Below are 20,817 nucleotides of genomic sequence, written 5' to 3'. Positions count from 1 at the left end.
GTACCTTGAATTATTGAGTGCGCGAGGCTGGGGTCGGGGTGGCCGCGGCCAGATTGTCGGTCTGGAAACCACCGCCCAGGGCCTGCATCAGTTGGATCGACAGGTCGATCTGCTGGGCATTCAGGGTCGCCAGCTGACGCTGGGCCTGCAGTAATTGCTGCTCGATGCTGAGCACGTCCAGGTAATTGCCGATCCCCGAACCGTAGCGCTGGACCACGGTGTCGTAGGAGTCCTGGGCGATGTCGGTGGCGTGTTGCTGGGCGGCGATCTGCCGACCGATGTCACGCAGCTGGGAAATGGTGTCGCTGACATCCCCCAGGGCATTCACCAGGCTCTTGTTGTACTGCGCCACGGCCAGGTCGTAGTCGGCGTCCCGGGCATCCAGGTCGGCGCGCAGGCGGCCACCGTCGAAGATCGGCAGCGACACGGTCGGGGCGATATTGAAGAAGCGGCTGGCCGATCCGAACATCGCGTCCCCCAGCAACGCTTGAGTGCCGGCAGCGGCGCTCAGATTGAGGTTGGGATAGAAGTTGGTCTTGCCGGCGTCGATGCTCTTGCTCGCCGCCTCGACCCGCCAGCGCGCGGCCACCAGGTCCGGACGGCGGCCCAGCAGTTCCGCCGGCAGCACCGACGGCAACGCCACCGCGCTGGCCTGCAGGACTTTCGGCCGGGCGATTTCGTTGCCCCGGTCCGGGCCTTTGCCGAGCAATACCGCGAGGGCGATCTTGGCGCTCTGCAGGTTTTTCTCGGCGTCGATCAGGCTGGCTTCGGAGCTGGCCTCCAGGCTTTCGGTCTGCTGGTACTGGTACTGGCTGTCGATGCCCGAGCTCAGGCGCTTCTGGCTCAGGTCGAGCATCTGCCGGGTGCGCTTGAGGTCTTCAGTGGCCAGGTCATGGACGATATGCGCCTGGCCCAGGTCGCTGTAGGCCCGGGCCACGTCGGCGGCCAGGGTCAGTTGCGCGGCCTGGCGATCGATCTCGGCGGCGCGGGCCTGGCCCAGGGCGGCTTCCCAGGTATCGCGCTGGCCGCCCCAGAGGTCGAAGGTGTAATTGAAGTTGCCTGTCAGGCTGCGCATCGTGCTGTAGTTGTCGCCCTGCCCGCTCGGGTCCTGCGAACGGGACAGACGCGAGCGGCTGACACTGCCGCTGGCGTCCAGGGTCGGCATGCGTGCCGCGTCCGCGGCATAGGCCGCCGCGCTGGCCTGGTGGGCACGGGCGCTGGCGATCTGCATGTCGGGGCTGTCGTGCAGGGCTTCGCGGATCAGGCCATCGAGCTGTGGATCGCCCAGGCTCTTCCACCAGTCGCTCTTCGGCCAGGCCGCTGGCGACAGGGTCACGCCACTCAGGGATTGTCCGGCCTTGAGGGATTTGGCATCGAGGCTCACCCCTTCGGTTGTCAGGCCACTGTAGTTGGCACATCCGGCCAGGCTCATGGCCAGCAGCACCAGGCTCAAACGGGCACGCAAGGTTTTACTGCTCATTTACTTATCACCTACCCGCAACACGGTGATCGGGTCACCGGCCGCCAGCAAAATTTTCTTGAGGATCTGTTCCAGGGTTTTCAACTCTTCAGGGGTGATGGCGCCGGCCAGTTCATTCATGGCGTTGGCGCCGATGTGCGGCAGGCAGTCGGCGAGCTTCTGGCCCTCCTCGGTGAGCACCAGGCGCACCTGGCGGCGGTCGTGCTCCGAGCGTTGGCGGGCGAGGAAATCCTTCTGCTCCAGGCGATCGAGCATGCGGGTCATGGAGCCGCTGTCCAGGGACAGGTGGCGGCACAGCTCGGCCGGGGTGTCGACGCCGAACTGGGCCATGATGATCAGCACCTTGAACTGCGCAGCGGTGATGCCGTGGGGTTCCATGTGGGTGTCGATGATCCGGTCCTTGAGCAGGGCCGCGCGGCCCAGCAAGAGCCCGAGGTGGCAATTGTGGAAATCGTCTGGGGTGAAGTGCTTCATCTGACCACCTGTTAGCTGCCTAGGCAGCGAAAGTATGTCGAGATGTTACTGCCTAGGCAGCCAATATCCAAACAATAATTAGCATGCTCGCTATTAAGCTAATTAATGGGAAAGCCTTGAAGTCGAAAATCGGCGGGAGAGTTACCGCCTGGAGGGATGGAGGGGTGAACGCCAGCCCCCTCGCCAAAGGGGGCTGGATTGCCGACGAGCTAGAAGTCGCGCTTGTAGAAGATATCCAGCGAGCTGGCGACGCCGCTGGCCGCTTCCAGGTAGACCTTTTTGCTCAGCTTGTAGCGCAGGGCGATGGTGTTGGCCGGCTCGAAGACCCCCACCCCGTAACGCAGGCTGAGCCGCTCGGAGATATTGCCGCTGGCCACCACGCTGGTGGTGTTGCCGCTGCCCTGGGTGTCGAGTTGGAAGTCGTCGATCCCCAGGTCCTTGGCCAGCCCGCCGGTGATGTTCGAGCTGCCCATCAGGCCCAGGCCCAGGGCGGCTTGCGCCAGCATGTTGTTGTCCTCGCCGGTGGTGCTCAAGGGACGCCCGAGCACCAGGTAGGACAGCGCCTGTTCCTGGCTCATCGCCGGTTCCGAGAAGATCTGCGTGGTCGGCTGTTCGGCGCTGCCACTGAGGCTGATGCCGGCGATCACGTCATCGGTCTGGCGGATCGCCTCGATATCCAGGTACGGCTGGTCGATCGGCCCGGCGAACAGCAGGCGCGCCCGGCGCACGGTCAGGCGCTGACCGTAGGCACGGTAGCGGCCGTCGTTGAGCCACAGTTCGCCACGGGTGTCCATGTTGTCGCCGATGTGCACGTGGCCTTGCAGGTTGGCGGTCAGGCCGAAACCGGTGAAGCTGAGCTTGTCCTCGCCGACCACCACATCGATGTCCATCGCCATGGCCATCGGTGCTTTACCCTCCTCGGTCTGGTGGCCAATGATCACCGTGTCGTCCGACACCTTGACCGTCGATGGCGGCAATTCACGGATGGTGATCTCACCCTTGGGCACATGGACCTTGCCGGCGATCGCCAGCTTGTCGTCCTTCATCGAGATTTTCAGGTCCGGCGCCACGTCCAGCACCGCATAGGGTTCGACGGTGACCGGCAGCTGCGAGCCTTTCAGGCTCAGGTCCACCACCAGCGCCTGGCCCCAGGCGATATTGCCGTTCAGGCTGCCCTGCCCGGCCTTGCCGCTCTTCCAGCCACCGCTCAACTGCACGCTTTCACCAGCGATCAGCGCCTGCAATTGCAGGTCCTGGAGACTGATGGGCAATTCAGGGCCGGAAACTTCGCCACCACTAAGGGCCAGGTTGCCATTGACCTGCGGCGCCAGCAGACCGCCGGAGATGCGCCCGCTGCCGTTCAGGGTGCCGGTGAGCTTCTCGACCATCGGCACGAACGGCCGCGCCACCGCCAGGTCCAGGCCGCTGAGGCGGAACTCGCCGGACAGCGGCTTGTTTTTCGGCAGCGGATTGATCTGCGCCTGCAGCATCAGCTCACCGAGCTTGCCGCCACTGAACGCCAGCTGGGTGTCGATACGCTTGGGGTTGAGGGTGGTGTCGAGTTTCAGCGTCTGGTACGGGAAGTCCAGCCACTGCTGCTTTTCCTTGACCCGCAAGGTGCCGCCGCTGGCGTCCAGCAGGATCCGCCCCTGCGGGCCGTCGGCCGGTACGTCCAGCTTGATATCGGCGTTGAGCCGGCCCTTCCAGGCAAAATCCTTGGGCAACCACTGCGCGAGGCTGTCGATCGGGAACTGCTTGAGGTGGTAGCGCAACCTGGGCTCGGGCATCAGCCGCTGATCTTCGCCACACAGGCTGGCATCGCCGCTGGCCCAGCAATGGGCGCCGAAGTTGAGCTTGCCGTCGGCCAGGTATTCGAGCTTGGCCGGGGCTTGCAGCCTCCAGTCCTGGCCACCGGTCTGGATATCGCCGCTGGCCAGGCGCCCGCGCCAGTTGCCCTGGTCCAGCTTGCCGTCCAGGCCCAGTGCCAGCTTGAGCTGCGGGCCTTGCAGGTCCAGTTGCAGCTTCTGGCTCTTGATATCGCCCTGGCCGCTGGCCGTCAGTGTGCCCAGCGCGGTTTCACCGACCTGGATGCCGGCCCCCTTGAGGTCGATTTGCGCCCGTTGCGCGCTGTCCAGGTTGGCATCGAGCTTGAGGCTCTGCAGGCGATTGTCGGCGAACACCAGTTGCTGGCCTTGCAGGTCGAGCTTGCCCTGCGGCGCCTTCAGGGTGCCGGCCACATCGAGGCGGCCGTTGAGCTGGCCACGCAGCTCGGGCCACAGCTGGCCGAGACGCGGCAGCTTGATATCGAGTTGCCCGGCCAAACGCTGTTGCAGGCGCCCGGAACCGTTGATGCGGTTGTCGCCCAGGCGGATGTCCAGGGTGCTCAGGTTCCACTGCTCGCCAGCGCCATCGGCCTTGGCCTGCAGCACCGCGGGCTGGCCGCGCAACTTGCCCTTGAGGTCGAGGTCGGCGTTGAACTTGAGTTGCTCGTTCTTCATTTCGCCCTGGCTGCGCAGCGGCCCGGCCAAAGTGCCCGGCAGCTCGGCGACCCAGTACGCCGGGTTGATCGCCGACAGATCCAGGGCGGTATCCCAGGCGATGCCATCGGCGAATTGCAGGTTCAGGTGGCCTTCGGCCTTGCCCTGGCCGGCGGCCAGCTTGAACTGGGGCAGGAAGATTTTCGTCAGGTCGCCGCTGAACGGGCTGCTGAGGCTGAACGCCCCCGCCGGGCCATCGAGGTCACCCTTGAAGTTACCCAGGTAGTTACCATCGCGATAGGCGACCTCGGCCGTGAAGCGGCGTACCGCCACCGCGGGCTCTTCGATCAGCGGGTACAGGCGATGCCAGGGGAAATCCAGCCAGTCGAGCCTGGCTTCGGCGTTCAGGCCCTGGCTCCAATCCAGCTGACCGGTCAGCTTGAGGTTCTGCTTGTCGTTGGCGCTCAGGTCCAGCGCGGCAATCTGCGCGCCCTTGGCGTCGACCTTGCCTTGCAGCGCCAGCGCCACCGGCCCCTGCTCGGCCGGCAGAGTGGCCTTGCCCAACAGTTGGTAACCCGCCTTGAGGTCGCCTTTGCCGGTCAGTTCCAGCTGATTGAGCATCAGGGTATCGGGCAGCTCGGCGCTGGCCTTGAAGCCATCGGCGGTGATCCGCACCTCGGCCGGCAGGTTCTCCGCCAGCGGTTGCAGCTCACCGCTCAATTGGCCTTGCAGGTAACCGCTGCTGTCGGCCGCAAGCCTGAGGGTCTTCAACAGGTCGCCGTCGACCTTCAGTGCCAGCGCCCAGGGTTCGCTGCCGGGCGCCGGCAGGGTCAGGGTACCGGTGGCGCTAAGTGGCCAGTCGCCGCTGGGCGACAACAAGCCCGAAAGCTTCAGGCTGAGGTCGTCGCGTTGCAGGCTCACCGAGTCGATCTGCAGGCCCTTGGCCGTCCACTGCGCCGCCAGTTGCAGGCCCTTGAGCGCCTCGCTGCCATTAAATTGCAAGCTACCGACCCGCACCTGCCCCAGCTCGATAGCCACAGGCAACTGCAGATCCGGCAGGCTGATCGGGCCGCTGCTTTGTTCTTCCGCGCCCGGTGGGAATTGCAGGCTGACCTGCTCCACGTCCAGTTGCTCGATGCACAGGGTCATGCGCATCAGGCACGCCGGCGACCAGGCGAATTTCGGCGCCTGGAGTTCGACCCGGCTGCTGTCCTGCTGCCACAACAGGTGATCGGCGCTCCACTGTCCGCCTAAGTGGCCGGCGAAGTTTTCCACGCTCAAGCCCGGCACCAGGCCCAGGGCCCAGCGACTGCCGGCCTGGGTGCCGAGAATCGAAGCCAGCGCCAGTACCAGCACCGCCACCAGCACAAGCAGCGCCAGCGCCACGATCTTCAAACCACGCTTCACAGCTCAGGCCCCATGGAAAAGTGCAAGCGAATGCCGCCGTCATCGTCCAGCGCATGGGCCAGGTCGAGGCGGATCGGCCCCACCGGGGACACCCAGCGCACACCGACACCGACCCCGGTCTTGAGGTTCGGCAGTTCAAGTTTGTCGAAGGAGTTGCCCTGGTCGACAAAGGTCGCCAGGCGCCATTTTTCCGCGATGGAGTACTGATACTCGAGGCTGCCGGCCACCATGTAGCGCCCGCCGATCCGGTCGCCGTCGGAGTTCTCCGGCGACAGGCTCTGGTAGTCGTAGCCGCGCACACTCTGATCGCCACCGGCGAAAAAGCGCAACGACGGCGGAACCTTCTTGTAACCGTTGGTGGCGCTGCCACCGAACTGCACCCGGCCGAGGAAACGATGGTTGTCCCATACCGTGGTCAGGCCCTTGAGCAGCACGGTGCCATATAACAGGTTGGTGTCCGAACCCAGCCCTTCCTTGGCCACCTTGCTGTCGAATTGCAGGCGATAGCCGTTGTGCGGGTCGATGCGGTTATCGCTGCGCAGGTAGGAATAGCTGATCCCGGGCATCAACAGGGTACTCAGGCCCGAGTCGTCGCCAAGGCGGTATTCCTCGCGTTGCCACTTCAACGAGATGACCCGCTGCCAGCCGCTGGGCAACTTGCTGTGCCACTCGGGACCGAGGGTGAGCAGTTTACTCAGGGTGTCGGTATTGGAGATTTCTTCGTTCTGGTAGCCGCCGGCAAAACGCAGCTTGTCGGTCAGCGGTGGGTCCAGCGGTATGTCGTAGAACAGGCCGACGTTCTGTCGCGGCGCGGAGACTTCCGCCTCCCAGCCATAGCTGTGGCCTTGGGCGTTGACCCAGTGTCGGGTCCAGTTGGCCTTGGCCCGCGGCCCGACGTCGGTGGAAAAGCCCAGGCCCAGGCCCATGGTGCGCGGCTTGCGGGTTTCCAGCTGGACCGCCACCGGAATCACCTCGGCGGCGGCCGCGGTCGGCGCCGCGTCGACCCGCACGCCCTCGAAATAACCGCTCGATTGCAGCGCCTGGTTAAGCTCGGCGATCAGTTCGGAATCGTAGGGGGTACCGGCCTTGAACGGCACCATGCGTTGCAGCAGGTCTTCGTCGAACGGCGTATCGCCGGCAAAACTGACCTTGCCCAGGGCGTAACGCGGGCCGCTTTCATAGACCAGCTCGATATCCGCCACCCCGGCCTGGGGGTCCACCGCCAGCTTCTGCCGGGTGAAGCGCCCGCTGAAAAAGCCGTAGCGCGACGCCTGGTTCTGGATCAGCCGCTTGGCGTCTTCGTAATGACCGTGATTGAGGACCGCGCCGCTTTTCAGCTGGTCGCTCCTGGGCACACGAAAGCCCTTGAGGGAGGCCGCCGGGCCGTCGACCCGGATGGTGACGTTGCGCAGGTGCACCGGCTCGCCAGGATCGATGTTCAGCACCAAACGCGGCTTTTCGCCGCCTTTGACTTCGCTGCTGATCTGCGGCTGGTAGTAGCCCAGGGCCTGGGCGGCCTTGCGGGCCTGCTCCTCGGCGCCACGGCTGAAACGCAGCAGGGCTTCCTCGTCGCGATCGCCCACCCCGCCGATGTAGCCTTCCACATTGGCCTTGAGTTCATCGTTGGAGGGTTTGACCCTGACGTCCAATTCGCTTTGCGCCAGTGCCGCACAGCTTGTGAACAGCAGCAACAAGCCGCTGGTGAATCTTCCTGAAAACTTCATAGGCGCGAATGCTATCACGAGCTGGGAGCCCGATAGAGCGCACAAATGTGAGGAAAGTTCTGTTCAGCCGGTCGCGCTTTGCAGAACCTGCGGGTTGGCGTGAAAGAAAACGTGCTCGCGGACCGGACCGACGGCGATCTCGCCAATCTCTTCATAACCCTGGCGCTCATAGAACGCCAGGTAACGCGGGTTGCCGGTGTCCAGCACCACCCCCTGGGAGTGTTCGTCCACCGCGCACCAGTTGTGCACCGCCTGCAGCAACTGCTCACCGAAATGCTTGCCCTGGAATTGCGGATGAATCCCCAGCAAGGGCAGGACGTGCACCGAGTCGCTGGGCAGGCAACCCAGCACCGCGGCGTGATAGTCCAGGTAACGCCGGGTGCAACGGAAACCGGTACTGAGCACCATGCGCAGGCGCCAGGCCCAACTCTCGGTAATACCCAGGCGACGCTGGGGCGGCGCGATCAGGGCGATGCCGATCAGCCGGTCATTGACCAGCAAGCCGATGGCCGGCAGGTCCTGAATGAAGTGCTGCTTGACCAGCTCCCGCACCGTGGCCCGCACCCGTTGTTCGTAACCCGGGCGTTCGGACTCGAACAGATAAGCGAAGGTCGGCTCATGGCGATAAGCCTGGTACAGCAGGGAACGGGCTTCGCGGGCGTAGCCGCTGTCGAGCATGTGAATGTCGGCGATGGCAGTCGAGGTTTCAGGCATGGCGATTGGTCTCCCCTGGGCCCGGCTTGAAGTGACCGCGCTGGGTGGCGGCGTTCTTCTGCGCGGTTGTTATAGCTACGAACCTTTCAGGCTCGTGATCGTTCCACCGCCCATCGACCTTAGCAGCGCATCTGTCCTGCCGCCACGCTGGCCGCCGCGCGACTTGTCGGCTAGCATCGCAGTTTTGCCAGGACTGCCGACCATGAAGATCGTCTCGTTCAACATCAACGGGCTGCGCGCCCGCCCCCATCAGTTGGCGGCGCTGATCGAAAAGCATCAACCGGACGTCCTCGGCCTGCAGGAAACCAAGGTGTCGGACGACCAGTTCCCCCTGGCCGAAGTCCAGGCGCTGGGTTATCACGTGCATTACCACGGGCAAAAAGGCCACTACGGCGTCGCCCTGCTCTCGCGCCTGGCGCCGCTGGACCTGTACAAAGGCTTCGATGGCGACGATGAAGATGCCCAGCGACGTTTTATCTGGGGCACCTTCGCCGATGCCGATGGCACCCCGGTGACCATCATGAACGGCTACTTCCCCCAGGGCGAAAGCCGCGACCACCCCACCAAGTTCCCGGCCAAGCAGCGCTTCTACAGCGACCTGCAGCACCTGCTGGAAACCCGCTTCAGCAACGAGCAGCCGCTGCTGGTCATGGGCGACGTGAACATTTCCCCGGAAGACTGCGACATCGGCATCGGCCCGGACAACATGAAACGCTGGCTGAAAACCGGCAAGTGCAGCTTCCTGCCGGAAGAGCGCGAGTGGATGGCCCGCCTGAAGAACTGGGGCCTGGTGGACAGTTTCCGTCACCTCAACCCCGAGGTGGCCGATCGCTTCAGCTGGTTCGACTACCGCAGCCGCGGTTTCGAGGACGAGCCCAAGCGCGGCCTGCGCATCGACCTGATCATGGCCTCTCGCGGCCTGCTGCCACGGATCAAGGATGCCGGGGTCGACTACGACCTGCGCGGCATGGAGAAACCTTCCGACCACGCACCGATCTGGCTCGAGCTGAGCTGATCGCCCGGCACAAAAAAGCCCATCCTGAGATGGGCTTTTTTATTGCTTCAGCGTCTCAACACAGCTCGACCCGGGTGCTGGTGCCAGCCTGCATGATGGCCTCGATGGCGGACTCACGGGTCGGCTCCGAGTCATACAAGTGGCTGACCAGGATCACCTCCTTGCCGGCCTTGAGATTGAAGTAAGGTTTGCCACCGGGGGCGATCTTCTTTTCGTAACTACCCGGGGACGTGCAGTGCTTGCGGAGCAGCGCAATGGCTGCCTCGACACTCTCACGACAAGGGTAACGGTCGCTTTGAAGCATGGTCTGCGCGTCCTTGGACTTCAGCAAGAACCTGAAACCACCGCTGCCATATTGCTTCAGCTCGAACCAGCCACTCATTTCATACTCCTTTGACACAAGCAAATTGCAGCCAGGGCTGCATCGACGCCTGGTGACGACGAGAGTCGGCGGGCGCCAATTCCCCTCCAGACAAAGTTTTCAACTCTACTGAGCCAGCCGTGCCGGGTCTTTAAGAGCATTCTGAAAAGCCAGGGGAACGCTCCGATTACCCCCATCAACTGTCACATCCCCGTCACCTCCCCGACTTAATCTCGCCGCACTCGCTCCCGCCATAGAAGGCCATTGCCGCATGTCACGCGTTTGTACCGTCAGTGAACCGGACCTCTGGTGCCGAACCCTCTGCCTGCTGCTGGTCGGCTTCGTCTGCTACGCCCTGCCCTGGTCGGTGTTCGCCGCCCTGCCCCTGGCCGGCGACAACCAGCCGGTGCTGCGCATCCAGGGTTCCAACACCATCGGTGCCGCGCTGGGCCCGGCCCTGGTCAAGGGCCTGATGCAAGAACAGGGTTTGCTCGACATACGGATCGAGGCGACGGACAAAGACAACGAGCGTCGGGTGACCGGCCAGAGTGCCCAGGGCCGGCGCGTTGTCGTCGAGATCGCCGCGCATGGCTCCAGTACCGGCTTTGCCGCGTTGAAGAACGCCAGCGCCGACCTCGCCGCCGCGTCGCGGCCGATCAAGGACAGCGAACTGGTGGAGCTGGAAGCCCTCGGCGACCTGAAAGACCCCGACGCCGAACAGGTGATCGCCATCGACGGCCTGGCCATCATCCTCCACCCGCACAACCCGCTGGCGCGGCTGGACACCGAACAACTGGCGCGGGTGTTCAGCGGCGAGGTGAAAACCTGGGAAGAACTGGGCGGCGTCGGCGGCGCCATTCACCTGTACGCCCGCGATGACCGCTCCGGCACCTACGACACCTTCAAGGAACTGGTGCTGGCCCGCCGCGACAAGAACCTGAGCCCCGCGGCGAAACGCTTCGAGTCCAGCGAACAACTCTCCGACGCGGTCAGCCGCGACCCCCAGGGCATCGGTTTTATCGGCCTGCCTTATGTGCGCCAGGCCAAGGCCGTGGCGATCGTCGATGGCGGCTCGCAACCGATGCTGCCCCTCGACAGCCTGATCGCCACCGAGGACTACCCATTGTCACGGCGCCTGTACTTCTACCTGCCGCCCGATGAGCAAAACCCCTGGGCCAGGGCCCTGGTGCGTTTCGCCCAGAGCGCCAGGGGCCAGGCCATAGTCGCGGCCAACGGTTTTATCGCCCAGACGGTGCTGGCCATGAGTGTCGCCCCCGCCCCGCAGATGCCCGAGGGTTACCAGGCCATCGCCCGGCAGGCGCAGCGCCTGACCGTGAATTTTCGCTTCGAGGAAGGCAGCGCCACCCTCGACAACAAGGCGCGCCAGGACCTGCCACGGGTCCTGGACTTTCTCAAGCGGCACGACAAGCTGGCCAAGCGCGTGACCCTGGTCGGCTTCGGCGATGCCAAGAACGATCCGGCCCGCGCGGCGCTGCTGTCCAAGCTCAGAGCCATGACCGTGCGCCGGGAGCTGGTGAGAAACGGTGTGGTGTTGCGCGAGATCCGCGGTTTTGGCGCGCAGATGCCGGTCGCGGCCAATACCGCGGACGAGGGGCGGATCAAGAATCGGCGGGTGGAAGTCTGGGTGTATTGAGAGAGAAACCCGCGGTGTAATCGAGGACGCTTCGCGGGCAAGCCTCGCTCCTACAGATTCTTCCGTAGGAGCGACGCTTGCCCACGATCGCTTTTAATGCCCGCTGCGCAGCATTTCCTTGGGCACGTACTTGCCGATTTCGAACTTGCCGATGGCCGCGCGGTGTACTTCGTCCGGGCCATCGGCCAGGCGCAGCGTACGCTGCATGGCGTACATGTAGGCCAGCGGGAAATCGTTGGAGACCCCGGCCCCGCCATGAATCTGGATGGCCCGGTCGATCACCTTCAAGGCCACGTTCGGCGCCACCACCTTGATCTGGGCAATTTCGCTTTTCGCCACCTTGTTACCGACGGTGTCCATCATGTACGCCGCCTTCAGGGTCAGCAGGCGTGCCATGTCGATCTCCATCCGCGAGTCGGCGATCTTGTCGATATTACCGCCCAGGCGCGCCAGCGGCTTGCCGAAAGCGGTACGGCTCACCGCACGCTTGCACATCAGTTCCAGCGCGCGCTCGGCCATGCCGATCGAACGCATGCAGTGGTGAATCCGGCCCGGGCCAAGGCGGCCCTGGGCGATCTCGAAACCACGGCCTTCACCCAGCAGCACGTTCTCGTACGGCACCCGCACATTGTCGAACAGCACTTCGGCATGGCCGTGGGGGGCGTCGTCGTAACCGAACACCGGCAGCGGCCGGACAATCTTCACCCCGGGGGTATCGACCGGCACCAGGATCATCGAATGCTGCTGGTGGCGCGGCGCGTCCGGGTTGCTCAGGCCCATGAAGATCAGGATCTTGCAGCGCGGGTCGCAGGCTCCCGAGGTCCACCACTTCTTGCCGTTGATCACCCACTCGTCGCCATCGCGCACCGCACGGGCCGCCATGTTGGTGGCATCGGACGACGCCACGTCCGGCTCCGTCATGGCGAAGGCGGAGCGGATCTCGCCGCGCAGCAGCGGCTCCAGCCAGCGTTGCTTCTGCTCTTCATTGGCGTAACGCACCAGCACTTCCATGTTGCCGGTGTCCGGTGCCGAGCAGTTGAAGGGTTCCGGCCCCAGCAGGGAGCGGCCCATGATTTCCGCCAGCGGTGCGTATTCGAGGTTGGTCAGGCCGGCGCCGAGTTCCGACTCGGGCAGGAACAGGTTCCACAGGCCCTCGGCCTTGGCCTTGAGTTTGAGCTCTTCCATGATCGCCGTCGGCTGCCAGCGATCGCCTTCGGCGACCTGGCGCTCGAACACCGCTTCAGCCGGATAGACATAAGTGTCCATGAACGCGGTCACGCGCTCACGCAGTTCCTGAACCTTGGGTGAATAGGCGAAATCCATGGGCAGCTACCTTCTTGGCGAGGTGGTTGAGGGCATGGAACCGATGCTAGAACAGCTTACGAAAATTTACCTAGCCTATTCTCGGCGTGTATTAACATTCATCACCGATATATGATTGACTGATCAGGCAGGTCATCAACCCATCCCTCCCGACCCTAACAATAAGAGTGCAGCGCAATGAATCTGAGCAAGGTCGACCTCAACCTTTTCATCGTCTTCGACGCGATCTACACCGAAGCCAACCTGACCCGCGCCGGGCAGATCGTCGGCATCACTCAGCCCGCTGTCTCCAACGCCCTGGCCCGCCTGCGCGAGACCTTCAACGACCCGCTGTTCGTGCGGACCGCCCAGGGCATGGTGCCCACGCCCATGGCGCAGAACATCATCGGCCCGGTGCGCAACGCCCTTTCGCTGCTGCGGGTGTCGGTGCAGGAAAGCCGCATCTTCAACCCCTTGCAGGCGGTCAAGACCTACCGCATCAGCATGACCGACCTGACCGAGGCGGTGATCCTGCCGCCGCTGTTCCAGCGCCTGCGGCGCCTGGCGCCCACGGTGATCATCGAGAGCTTCCTGTCCAAACGCCGGGAAACCACCAAGGAACTGGCCGCCGGCCGCCTGGATTTCGCCGTCGATGCCCCGCTCAACACCGACCCGCAGGTCCGCCACGTCAAGCTGATGGAAGACCGCTATGTGTGCGCCATGCGCAAGAGCCACCCGCTGGCGAACAAGGAAAAACTCAGCCTCGACGACTACCTGTCGCTGACCCACATCCATATTTCCAGCCGTCGCAGCGGCCTGGGTTACGTCGACCTGGCCCTGGGCAAGATGGGCATCCAGCGCAAGATCGCCCTGCGTTCCCAGCATTACCTGATGGCCTCGCAAGTGCTGCAGCAGACCGACATGGTCATGACCGTGCCCGAGCGCTTCGCCCGGCGCCATGACCTGCAGGCGTTCAACCTGCCGGTCAACGACGTACCGCCGCTGGAAACCCACCTCTACTGGCACGAAAGCACCGACCAGGACCCGGCCAACCGCTGGATGCGCGAGCAGATGATCGAGCTGTGCCAGCAGGTGACGGCCCACGAGAAAAAACTCGAAAAGTGATGTGCAGGCGCAACGCTTGCCCGCGATAAGGGAGAACGTGGTGGTTCAGGGAAACCTCAGCGTACCCATCGCGGGCAAGCCTCGCTTCTACAGATAGGGCGGCATCCTGCTTGACGTATACGTCAACCTCGAATTAGCTTAACGCCAAGACCTTTTTCGAGTGCCCCCATGAGCAGCCAGACCTACAGCATTTCCGACCTTGCCCGCGAGCTCGACATCACCACCCGGGCCATCCGTTTCTATGAAGAACAAGGCCTGCTCGCCCCCGAACGCCGTGGCCAGGAACGCATCTACTCGCCACGGGACAAGGTCAGCCTGAAGCTGATCCTGCGCGGCAAGCGCATCGGCTTCTCCCTGGCCGAATGCCGCGAACTGATCGAACTCTACGACCCCAGCAGCGGCAACCTGAAACAGCTGCACAGCATGCTGGCGAAAATCGCCGAGCGCCGTGAGCAGCTGGAGCAACAGTTGCTGGACATCGAACAGATGAAGCTGGAGCTGGACACCGCGGAAGAGCGCTGCACCCAGGCGCTGGAGCAGACCATCCAGAATCAGAAAAGCGCCGTGCAGTAACCGCCCCAGGCGATCGCTCGCAAAGCGGCCGCGCCAGCAACACAGACAATCTGCCAGACAGACCGTAGCGCCTGGTTTTGCGTCGACTTCGTCGCCGAACGCAGCCTGCGACAGCGGCTACATTAGTGCCCACTTAATATAGGTAAAGCTCTCATGTCCCTTCCCACCCATGTCCGCCTGGTCGAAGTCGGTCCTCGCGACGGATTGCAGAACGAAGCCCAGCCCATCAGCGTCGCCGACAAGGTGCAACTGGTGGATGCCCTGAGCGCGGCCGGGCTCGGCTATATAGAAGTCGGCAGTTTCGTCTCGCCCAAATGGGTGCCGCAGATGGCCGGGTCCGCCGAGGTGTTCGCGCAGATCCAGCGCAAGCCGGGGGTGACCTACGGCGCCCTCGCCCCGAACCTGCGCGGTTTCGAAGACGCCCTGGCCGCCGGGGTCAAGGAAGTCGCGGTGTTCGCCGCCGCCTCCGAGGCGTTTTCCCAGCGCAACATCAACTGCTCCATCAGCGAGAGCCTGGAACGCTTCGTGCCGATCATGGAGGCAGCGAAACAGCAAGGCGTTACCGTGCGCGGTTACGTGTCCTGCGTGCTGGGCTGCCCTTACGAAGGCGAGGTAGCGCCGGAACAGGTCGCCGTGGTCGCCCGCGAGCTGTACAGCATGGGCTGCTACGAAGTGTCCCTGGGCGACACCATCGGCACCGGCACCGCCGGCGCTACCCGCCGCATGTTCGAGGTGGTGGCCGCCCACGTTCCGCGGGACAAGCTCGCCGGGCACTTCCACGACACTTATGGCCAGGCCCTGGCCAATATCTACGCCAGCCTGCTGGAGGGCATCGCGGTGTTCGACAGCTCGATCGCCGGGCTCGGCGGCTGCCCCTATGCCAAGGGCGCCAGCGGTAACGTCGCCAGCGAGGACGTGCTGTACCTGCTCAACGGACTGGGCATCGAAACCGGTATCGACATGGAGCGCCTGATCCTCGCCGGCCAGCAGATCTGCTCCGTGCTGGGGCGGCCCACCGGCTCGCGCGTCGCCAAGGCCCGTTACCCAGGTTGAGGGGCACGCCTGTTTCAGGGTGTTACCGGCCGCTCTGGCACACACTCAAAACGGGTAACACGGAAACAGTTTGTCGATTTTCTAGCGGTACAGATGAAAGACCTTTTTTATCAAGCCATTGATTTTAAAGGACTTTAAAAAGTTGGCATGGCTTCTGCTATATCTCTGGCATAACAAGAATAAAAAGCAGCAAAGCTAATAAAAATAAGACGAAACGACTCTGACATAACAAAAACAACACGGCAGAGACGCAGCTAACAGATTTTTTTGGAGAGGATGTGTTTTCCAGGGTGTCTTTAACAATAAGAGCCACCCGCAACCGGGCAGAGAACAATAAAACTACCCCAAGGTAGCTCCCGAACTGGTTGGTCGCTCAAGCGAGAAAATAGATCAGCGCTCAAAAAAATACGTTTGCTCTTGATCCCGGATGGGGATCGCCAAAAACAGCGGTAAAGGGTAACGGTTGCCAAAAACAACAACAGACCGCCCCTCAATAATAAAAAAAGAGCACGCAACGACAAAAATTAAAGGGGAGCTTCGGCTCCCCTTTGTGCTTTCCGGCCTTCCTGTTTCCCTCCCCCCTCCTGCCTCGGCTGCGCCCCCCAACGGCTCGCGAGCCGCTCCCGCACATATTCGCGGGAGCCTGCTCGAATGGCTCAGGAACGCCCGCGCAACTCCTCGATGCTGATCTCGCGCATCCTGAACTTCTGGATCTTGCCGGTCACGGTCATCGGGAACTCCTCGACGAACTTGAAGTAACGCGGCGTCTTGAAGTGAGCGATACGTGCCTTGCACCAGGCCTGCAGCTCCTCCTCGCTGGCGCTGTGGCCAGGATGGAACTTGATCCAGGCGACGATCTCCTCGCCATATTTCGAGCACGGGATACCGATCACCTGCACGTCGGCCACCGCCGGGTGGGTGAAGAAAAACTCCTCCAGCTCGCGCGGATAAATGTTCTCGCCGCCGCGGATGATCATGTCCTTGTTACGCCCGGCGATGCACACGTAACCCTGCTCGTTCATGGTCGCCAGGTCGCCGGTGTGCATCCAGCCGGCCTGGTCGATGGCTTCGGCCGTGCCCTGGGGGTTGTTCCAGTAGCCCAGCATCACGCTGTAACCGCGGGTGCAGAGCTCGCCGATGGTGCCGCGCGGCACGATATTGCCCGCCTCGTCGATGATCTTGCTTTCCAGCTGCGGCTGGGTGCGACCGACCGTGGTCACGCGCAGCTCAAGCTCGTCCGCCGGGCCGGTCTGCAACGACACCGGGCTGGTTTCGGTCATGCCGTAGGCAATCTGCACTTCGCTCATGTGCATCTCGCTGATGACCCGGCGCATCACCTCGATCGGACAGGTGGCCCCGGCCATGATCCCGGTGCGCAGGCTCGACAGGTCGAACTCGGCACGCCGTGGTTGATCGAGCATGGCGATGAACATGGTCGGCACGCCGTACAGCCCGGTGGCCTTTTCCTCGGCCACGGCGCCCAGGGTCAGCAGCGGATCGAAGGCATCGTTGGGGTAGATCATGGTCGTGCCGTGGGTCACGCAGCCCAGGTTGCCCATGACCATGCCGAAGCAGTGGTACAGCGGCACCGGGATCACCAGGCGGTCCTCGTGGCCCAGGCCCAGGCTCTCGCCGACCATGTAACCGTTATTGAGGATGTTGTAGTGGCTAAGGGTCGCGCCCTTGGGGAAACCGGTGGTGCCGGAGGTGTACTGGATATTCACCGCCTGGTCGGGGTCCAGGCTGTCCTGGCGTTCGCGCAGCGCTTCGACGCTGACGCCGGCCCCCAGGTCGGCCAACTGCGACCAGGGCAGAAAGCCCGACGGCGGCTGGGCATCGAGGCTGATCACGCCGCGCAAATCCGGCAGGCGCTCGCTTTGCAGTTGGCCGATGGACTGCTGCGCCAGCTCGGGTGCCAGGCCCTGGAGCATGGCGTGGTAGTCGGAGGTCTTGAACGCGCCGGCGCACACCAGCCACTGGCAGCCAGACTGCTTGAGCACGTATTCCAGTTCGGAGCTGCGATAGGCCGGATTGATGTTCACCAGGATCGCGCCGATCTTGGCGCTGGCGAACTGGCTGATGCACCACTGGGCACAGTTGGGAGCCCAGATGCCCAGCCGGTCGCCGGTCTTGAGCCCCAGGGCCAGCAGCGCCCGGGCATGCAGATCGACGGTTTCGGCCAGTTGCTGCCAGCTGTAGCGCAACTGCTGATGACGCACCACCAGGGCTTCGCCCCGCGGGTATGACGCCACCGTGCGATCGAACGCCTGACCGATGGTCAGCGCCAGCAAGGCCTTGTCCTGCGTGCCGCGAGTGTAGCTGCGCCCCGGCGCGGATGCGGGTTGATCCATGATGACCCCTATTGTCTTTATTAGTGGGTAAGCATGAGCCAGGCATGTAGCGAAGGAGCCTGGCCCCCAGCGAAAACGCCCCTACTCTGGCGTAAGTTGACGTTTACGTAAAGGGTGATTGACAGCCACCCGTCGCAGGCTTACGTTAACGTAAAGGTGAGAGCCGAATCAGCCGCTCTCCACAGCCCGACTCCCTGACATAAAAACAAGTTTGAAGGTGCCCCCATGAGCTATCCGACCCTGAACTTTGCCCTCGGCGAAACCATCGACATGCTCCGCGACCAGGTGCAGGCCTTCGTCAAGGCCGAGCTGGCGCCACGGGCGGCACAGATCGACATCGACAACCTGTTCCCCGCCGACATGTGGCGCAAGTTCGGCGACATGGGCCTGCTGGGCATCACCGTGCCGGAAGAATACGGCGGTGCCGGCCTGGGCTACCTGGCCCACGTGGTGGCCATGGAAGAAATCAGCCGCGGCTCGGCCTCGGTCGCCCTCTCCTACGGCGCCCACTCCAACCTCTGCGTCAACCAGATCAACCGCAACGGTAACCACCAACAGAAAAGCCACTACCTGCCCAAGCTGATCAGCGGCGAACACATCGGCGCCCTGGCCATGAGCGAACCCAACGCCGGCTCCGATGTGGTCTCGATGAAGCTGCGCGCCGACAAGCGTGGCGATCGCTATGTGCTCAACGGCAGCAAGACCTGGATCACCAACGGCCCCGACGCCAACACCTATGTGATCTACGCCAAGACCGACCTGGAAAAGGGCCCGCACGGCATCACCGCGTTCATCGTCGAGCGCGACTGGAAAGGCTTCAGCCGCAGCAACAAGTTCGACAAGCTGGGCATGCGCGGCTCCAACACCTGCGAGCTGTTCTTCGACGATGTGGAAGTGCCGGAAGAGAACATCCTCGGCGTGCTCAATGGCGGCGTTAAGGTACTGATGAGCGGCCTGGACTACGAGCGCGTGGTGCTCTCCGGCGGCCCGACCGGGATCATGCAGGCCTGCATGGACCTGGTGGTGCCCTACATCCACGACCGCAAGCAGTTCGGCCAGAGCATCGGCGAGTTCCAGCTGATCCAGGGCAAGGTCGCCGACATGTACACCCAGCTCAACGCCAGCCGCGCCTACCTGTATGCCGTGGCCCAGGCCTGCGAGCGCGGCGAGACCACGCGCAAGGACGCCGCCGGGGTGATCCTCTACAGCGCCGAACGCGCCACCCAGATGGCCCTGGACGCGATCCAGATCCTTGGCGGCAACGGCTATATCAACGAGTTCCCCGCCGGCCGCCTGCTGCGCGACGCCAAGCTGTATGAAATCGGCGCCGGCACCAGCGAAATCCGCCGCATGCTGATCGGTCGCGAACTGTTCAACGAAACCAAGTAAGAGCAGCTGCAAGTTGCGAGCTACAAGCGGCAAGCCATAGCTGCCGTAACGCCGATTCACTCTTGCAGCTTGAAGCTTGTCGCTTCGAGCTGCGCTGGGAGCCCCAATGATTCTGAAGTCTCAGCTCAACCCAAAATCACCAGAGTTCGCGCAGAACGCTGCCAGCATGCTGGCCCAGGTCGACGCCCTGCATACCCTGCTCGCCCAGGTCCAGCAAGGCGGCGGCGCCAAGGCCCAGGAACGGCACACCTCGCGTGGCAAACTGCTGCCGCGCGAGCGCATCAACCGCCTGCTCGACCCGGGCTCGCCCTTCCTCGAAGTCAGCCAGCTGGCGGCGTATCAGGTGTATGGCGAAGACGTGCCGGCCGCCGGGGTGATTGCCGGCATCGGCCGGGTCGAAGGCGTCGAATGCATGATCGTGGCCAACGACGCCACGGTGAAAGGCGGCTCCTACTACCCACTGACCGTGAAAAAACACCTGCGCGCCCAGACCATCGCCCAGCAGAACCGCCTGCCCTGCATCTACCTGGTGGATTCCGGCGGCGCCAACCTGCCGCGCCAGGACGAGGTGTTCCCCGACCGCGAACACTTCGGGCGGATCTTCTTCAACCAGGCCAACATGAGCGCCCAGGGCATCCCGCAGATCGCCGTGGTCATGGGCTCCTGCACCGCCGGTGGCGCCTACGTGCCGGCCATGGCCGACGAAGCGATCATGGTCCGCGAGCAGGCCACCATCTTCCTCGCCGGCCCGCCGCTGGTGAAAGCCGCCACCGGTGAAGTGGTCAGCGCCGAAGACCTTGGCGGCGCCGATGTGCACTGCAAGATCTCCGGCGTCGCCGACCATTACGCCGACAGCGACGAGCACGCCCTGGCCCTGGCCCGGCGCAGCATCGCCAACCTCAACTGGCGCAAGCAGGGCGAGTTGCAGCAACGCGCGCCGATCGCCCCGCTGTATGCCAGCGACGAGCTGTACGGGGTAATTCCGGCGGACGCCAAACAACCTTTCGATGTGCGCGAAGTCATCGCGCGGCTGGTGGACGCTTCGCTCTTCGATGAGTTCAAGGCGCTGTTCGGCACCACCCTGGTGTGCGGCTTCGCCCACCTGCACGGCTACCCGATCGCCATCCTCGCCAACAACGGCATCCTCTTCGCCGAGGCCGCGCAGAAAGGCGCGCACTTCATCGAACTGGCCTGCCAGCGCGGCATCCCGCTGCTGTTCCTGCAGAACATCACCGGCTTCATGGTCGGGCAGAAATACGAAGCCGGCGGCATCGCCAAGCACGGTGCCAAGCTGGTGACCGCGGTGGCCTGCGCCAAGGTGCCGAAGTTCACGGTGATCATCGGCGGCAGCTTTGGCGCCGGTAACTACGGCATGTGCGGCCGCGCCTACGACCCACGTTTCCTGTGGATGTGGCCCAATGCACGGATCGGCGTGATGGGCGCCGAGCAGGCCGCCGGGGTGCTGGTGCAGGTCAAGCGCGAGCAGGCCGAACGCGGCGGGCAGCCATTCAGCGCCGCCCAGGAAGCCGAGATCAAGCAGCCGATCCTCGACCAGTACGAACACCAGGGCCATCCGTATTATTCCAGCGCCCGGCTGTGGGACGACGGCGTCATCGACCCGGCGCAGACCCGCGACGTCCTGGCGCTGGCCCTGTCCGCGTCCCTCAACGCCCCTATCGAACAGAGCCGCTTCGGCGTGTTCCGCATGTGACCCGGAG

At 63.7% G+C, this 20,817-nt stretch carries 15 protein-coding genes; 7 read left to right on the top strand and 8 right to left on the bottom strand.

The window, feature by feature from the left end; genetic code table 11:
- Positions 1-10: 10 nt before the first annotated feature.
- The 5 genes from BM019_RS27770 to BM019_RS27750 form a co-directional block, all read right to left on the bottom strand.
- Positions 11-1,480: an efflux transporter outer membrane subunit gene (locus BM019_RS27770; protein ID WP_062825318.1), complete on the bottom strand. Its 1,470-nt coding sequence runs from the start codon at positions 1,478-1,480 to the stop codon at positions 11-13.
- On the bottom strand, positions 1,481-1,954 hold the full coding sequence (locus BM019_RS27765) for a MarR family winged helix-turn-helix transcriptional regulator (protein WP_009044607.1): 474 nt from the start codon (positions 1,952-1,954) through the stop codon (positions 1,481-1,483).
- A gap of 209 nt (positions 1,955-2,163) precedes the next feature.
- Complete coding sequence (locus BM019_RS27760; RefSeq protein ID WP_092421920.1) at positions 2,164-5,838, bottom strand: translocation/assembly module TamB domain-containing protein; 3,675 nt, start codon at positions 5,836-5,838, stop codon at positions 2,164-2,166.
- On the bottom strand, positions 5,835-7,562 hold the full coding sequence (locus tag BM019_RS27755; protein WP_092421917.1) for an autotransporter assembly complex protein TamA: 1,728 nt from the start codon (positions 7,560-7,562) through the stop codon (positions 5,835-5,837). Before BM019_RS27755 ends, BM019_RS27760 begins: the two co-directional genes overlap by 4 nt.
- Before the next feature lie 63 nt (positions 7,563-7,625).
- A complete protein-coding gene (locus tag BM019_RS27750; protein ID WP_009044610.1) occupies positions 7,626-8,276 on the bottom strand; it encodes a GNAT family N-acetyltransferase in 651 nt (216 codons plus the stop codon).
- Between the two features lie 202 nt (positions 8,277-8,478).
- Here BM019_RS27750 and xthA point away from each other — a divergent pair, with 202 nt between their 5' ends.
- A complete protein-coding gene (gene xthA / locus BM019_RS27745; RefSeq protein ID WP_092421914.1) occupies positions 8,479-9,291 on the top strand; it encodes an exodeoxyribonuclease III in 813 nt (270 codons plus the stop codon).
- Positions 9,292-9,346: 55 nt separating this feature from the next.
- On the opposite strand, the gene BM019_RS27740 is transcribed toward xthA, so the two are convergent.
- Positions 9,347-9,673 (bottom strand): YegP family protein, encoded by a 327-nt coding sequence (locus BM019_RS27740; protein ID WP_062825314.1) that lies wholly within the window; start codon positions 9,671-9,673, stop codon positions 9,347-9,349.
- Positions 9,674-9,923: 250 nt separating this feature from the next.
- On the opposite strand from BM019_RS27740, the gene BM019_RS27735 reads away from it, so the two are divergent.
- Positions 9,924-11,306, top strand: a complete 1,383-nt coding sequence (locus tag BM019_RS27735) for a substrate-binding domain-containing protein (RefSeq protein ID WP_092421911.1) — start codon at positions 9,924-9,926, stop codon at positions 11,304-11,306.
- A 93-nt stretch (positions 11,307-11,399) separates the two neighbouring features.
- Here BM019_RS27735 and BM019_RS27730 read toward each other — a convergent pair whose 3' ends face one another.
- A complete protein-coding gene (locus BM019_RS27730; RefSeq protein ID WP_009044614.1) occupies positions 11,400-12,629 on the bottom strand; it encodes an acyl-CoA dehydrogenase in 1,230 nt (409 codons plus the stop codon).
- A gap of 177 nt (positions 12,630-12,806) precedes the next feature.
- Between BM019_RS27730 and BM019_RS27725 the strand changes: the two genes are divergently transcribed.
- The 3 genes from BM019_RS27725 (at position 12,807) to BM019_RS27715 (ending at position 15,359) form a co-directional block, all read left to right on the top strand.
- Positions 12,807-13,733: a LysR family transcriptional regulator gene (locus BM019_RS27725; protein ID WP_009044615.1), complete on the top strand. Its 927-nt coding sequence runs from the start codon at positions 12,807-12,809 to the stop codon at positions 13,731-13,733.
- Positions 13,734-13,901: 168 nt separating this feature from the next.
- Positions 13,902-14,306, top strand: a complete 405-nt coding sequence (locus BM019_RS27720) for a MerR family transcriptional regulator (RefSeq protein ID WP_007929654.1) — start codon at positions 13,902-13,904, stop codon at positions 14,304-14,306.
- Between the two features lie 153 nt (positions 14,307-14,459).
- Complete coding sequence (locus BM019_RS27715) at positions 14,460-15,359, top strand: hydroxymethylglutaryl-CoA lyase (protein WP_009044616.1); 900 nt, start codon at positions 14,460-14,462, stop codon at positions 15,357-15,359.
- 656 nt (positions 15,360-16,015) lie between these two features.
- On the opposite strand, the gene BM019_RS27710 is transcribed toward BM019_RS27715, so the two are convergent.
- Entirely contained in the window at positions 16,016-17,710 is a 1,695-nt protein-coding gene (locus BM019_RS27710) for an AMP-binding protein (RefSeq protein WP_087091637.1), read from the bottom strand.
- Between the two features lie 225 nt (positions 17,711-17,935).
- On the opposite strand from BM019_RS27710, the gene BM019_RS27705 reads away from it, so the two are divergent.
- Entirely contained in the window at positions 17,936-19,099 is a 1,164-nt protein-coding gene (locus BM019_RS27705) for an isovaleryl-CoA dehydrogenase (protein ID WP_085534106.1), read from the top strand.
- A 106-nt stretch (positions 19,100-19,205) separates the two neighbouring features.
- Positions 19,206-20,810, top strand: a complete 1,605-nt coding sequence (locus BM019_RS27700; protein WP_092421908.1) for a carboxyl transferase domain-containing protein — start codon at positions 19,206-19,208, stop codon at positions 20,808-20,810.
- Positions 20,811-20,817 lie beyond the last annotated feature (7 nt).

Source organism: Pseudomonas sp. NFPP07 (assembly GCF_900115645.1).
GTDB classification, from domain to species: Bacteria; Pseudomonadota; Gammaproteobacteria; order Pseudomonadales; family Pseudomonadaceae; genus Aquipseudomonas; species Aquipseudomonas chlororaphis.
Note: the sequence above shows the minus strand (reverse complement) of the source record. Positions and strands in the feature narration are given on the sequence as shown.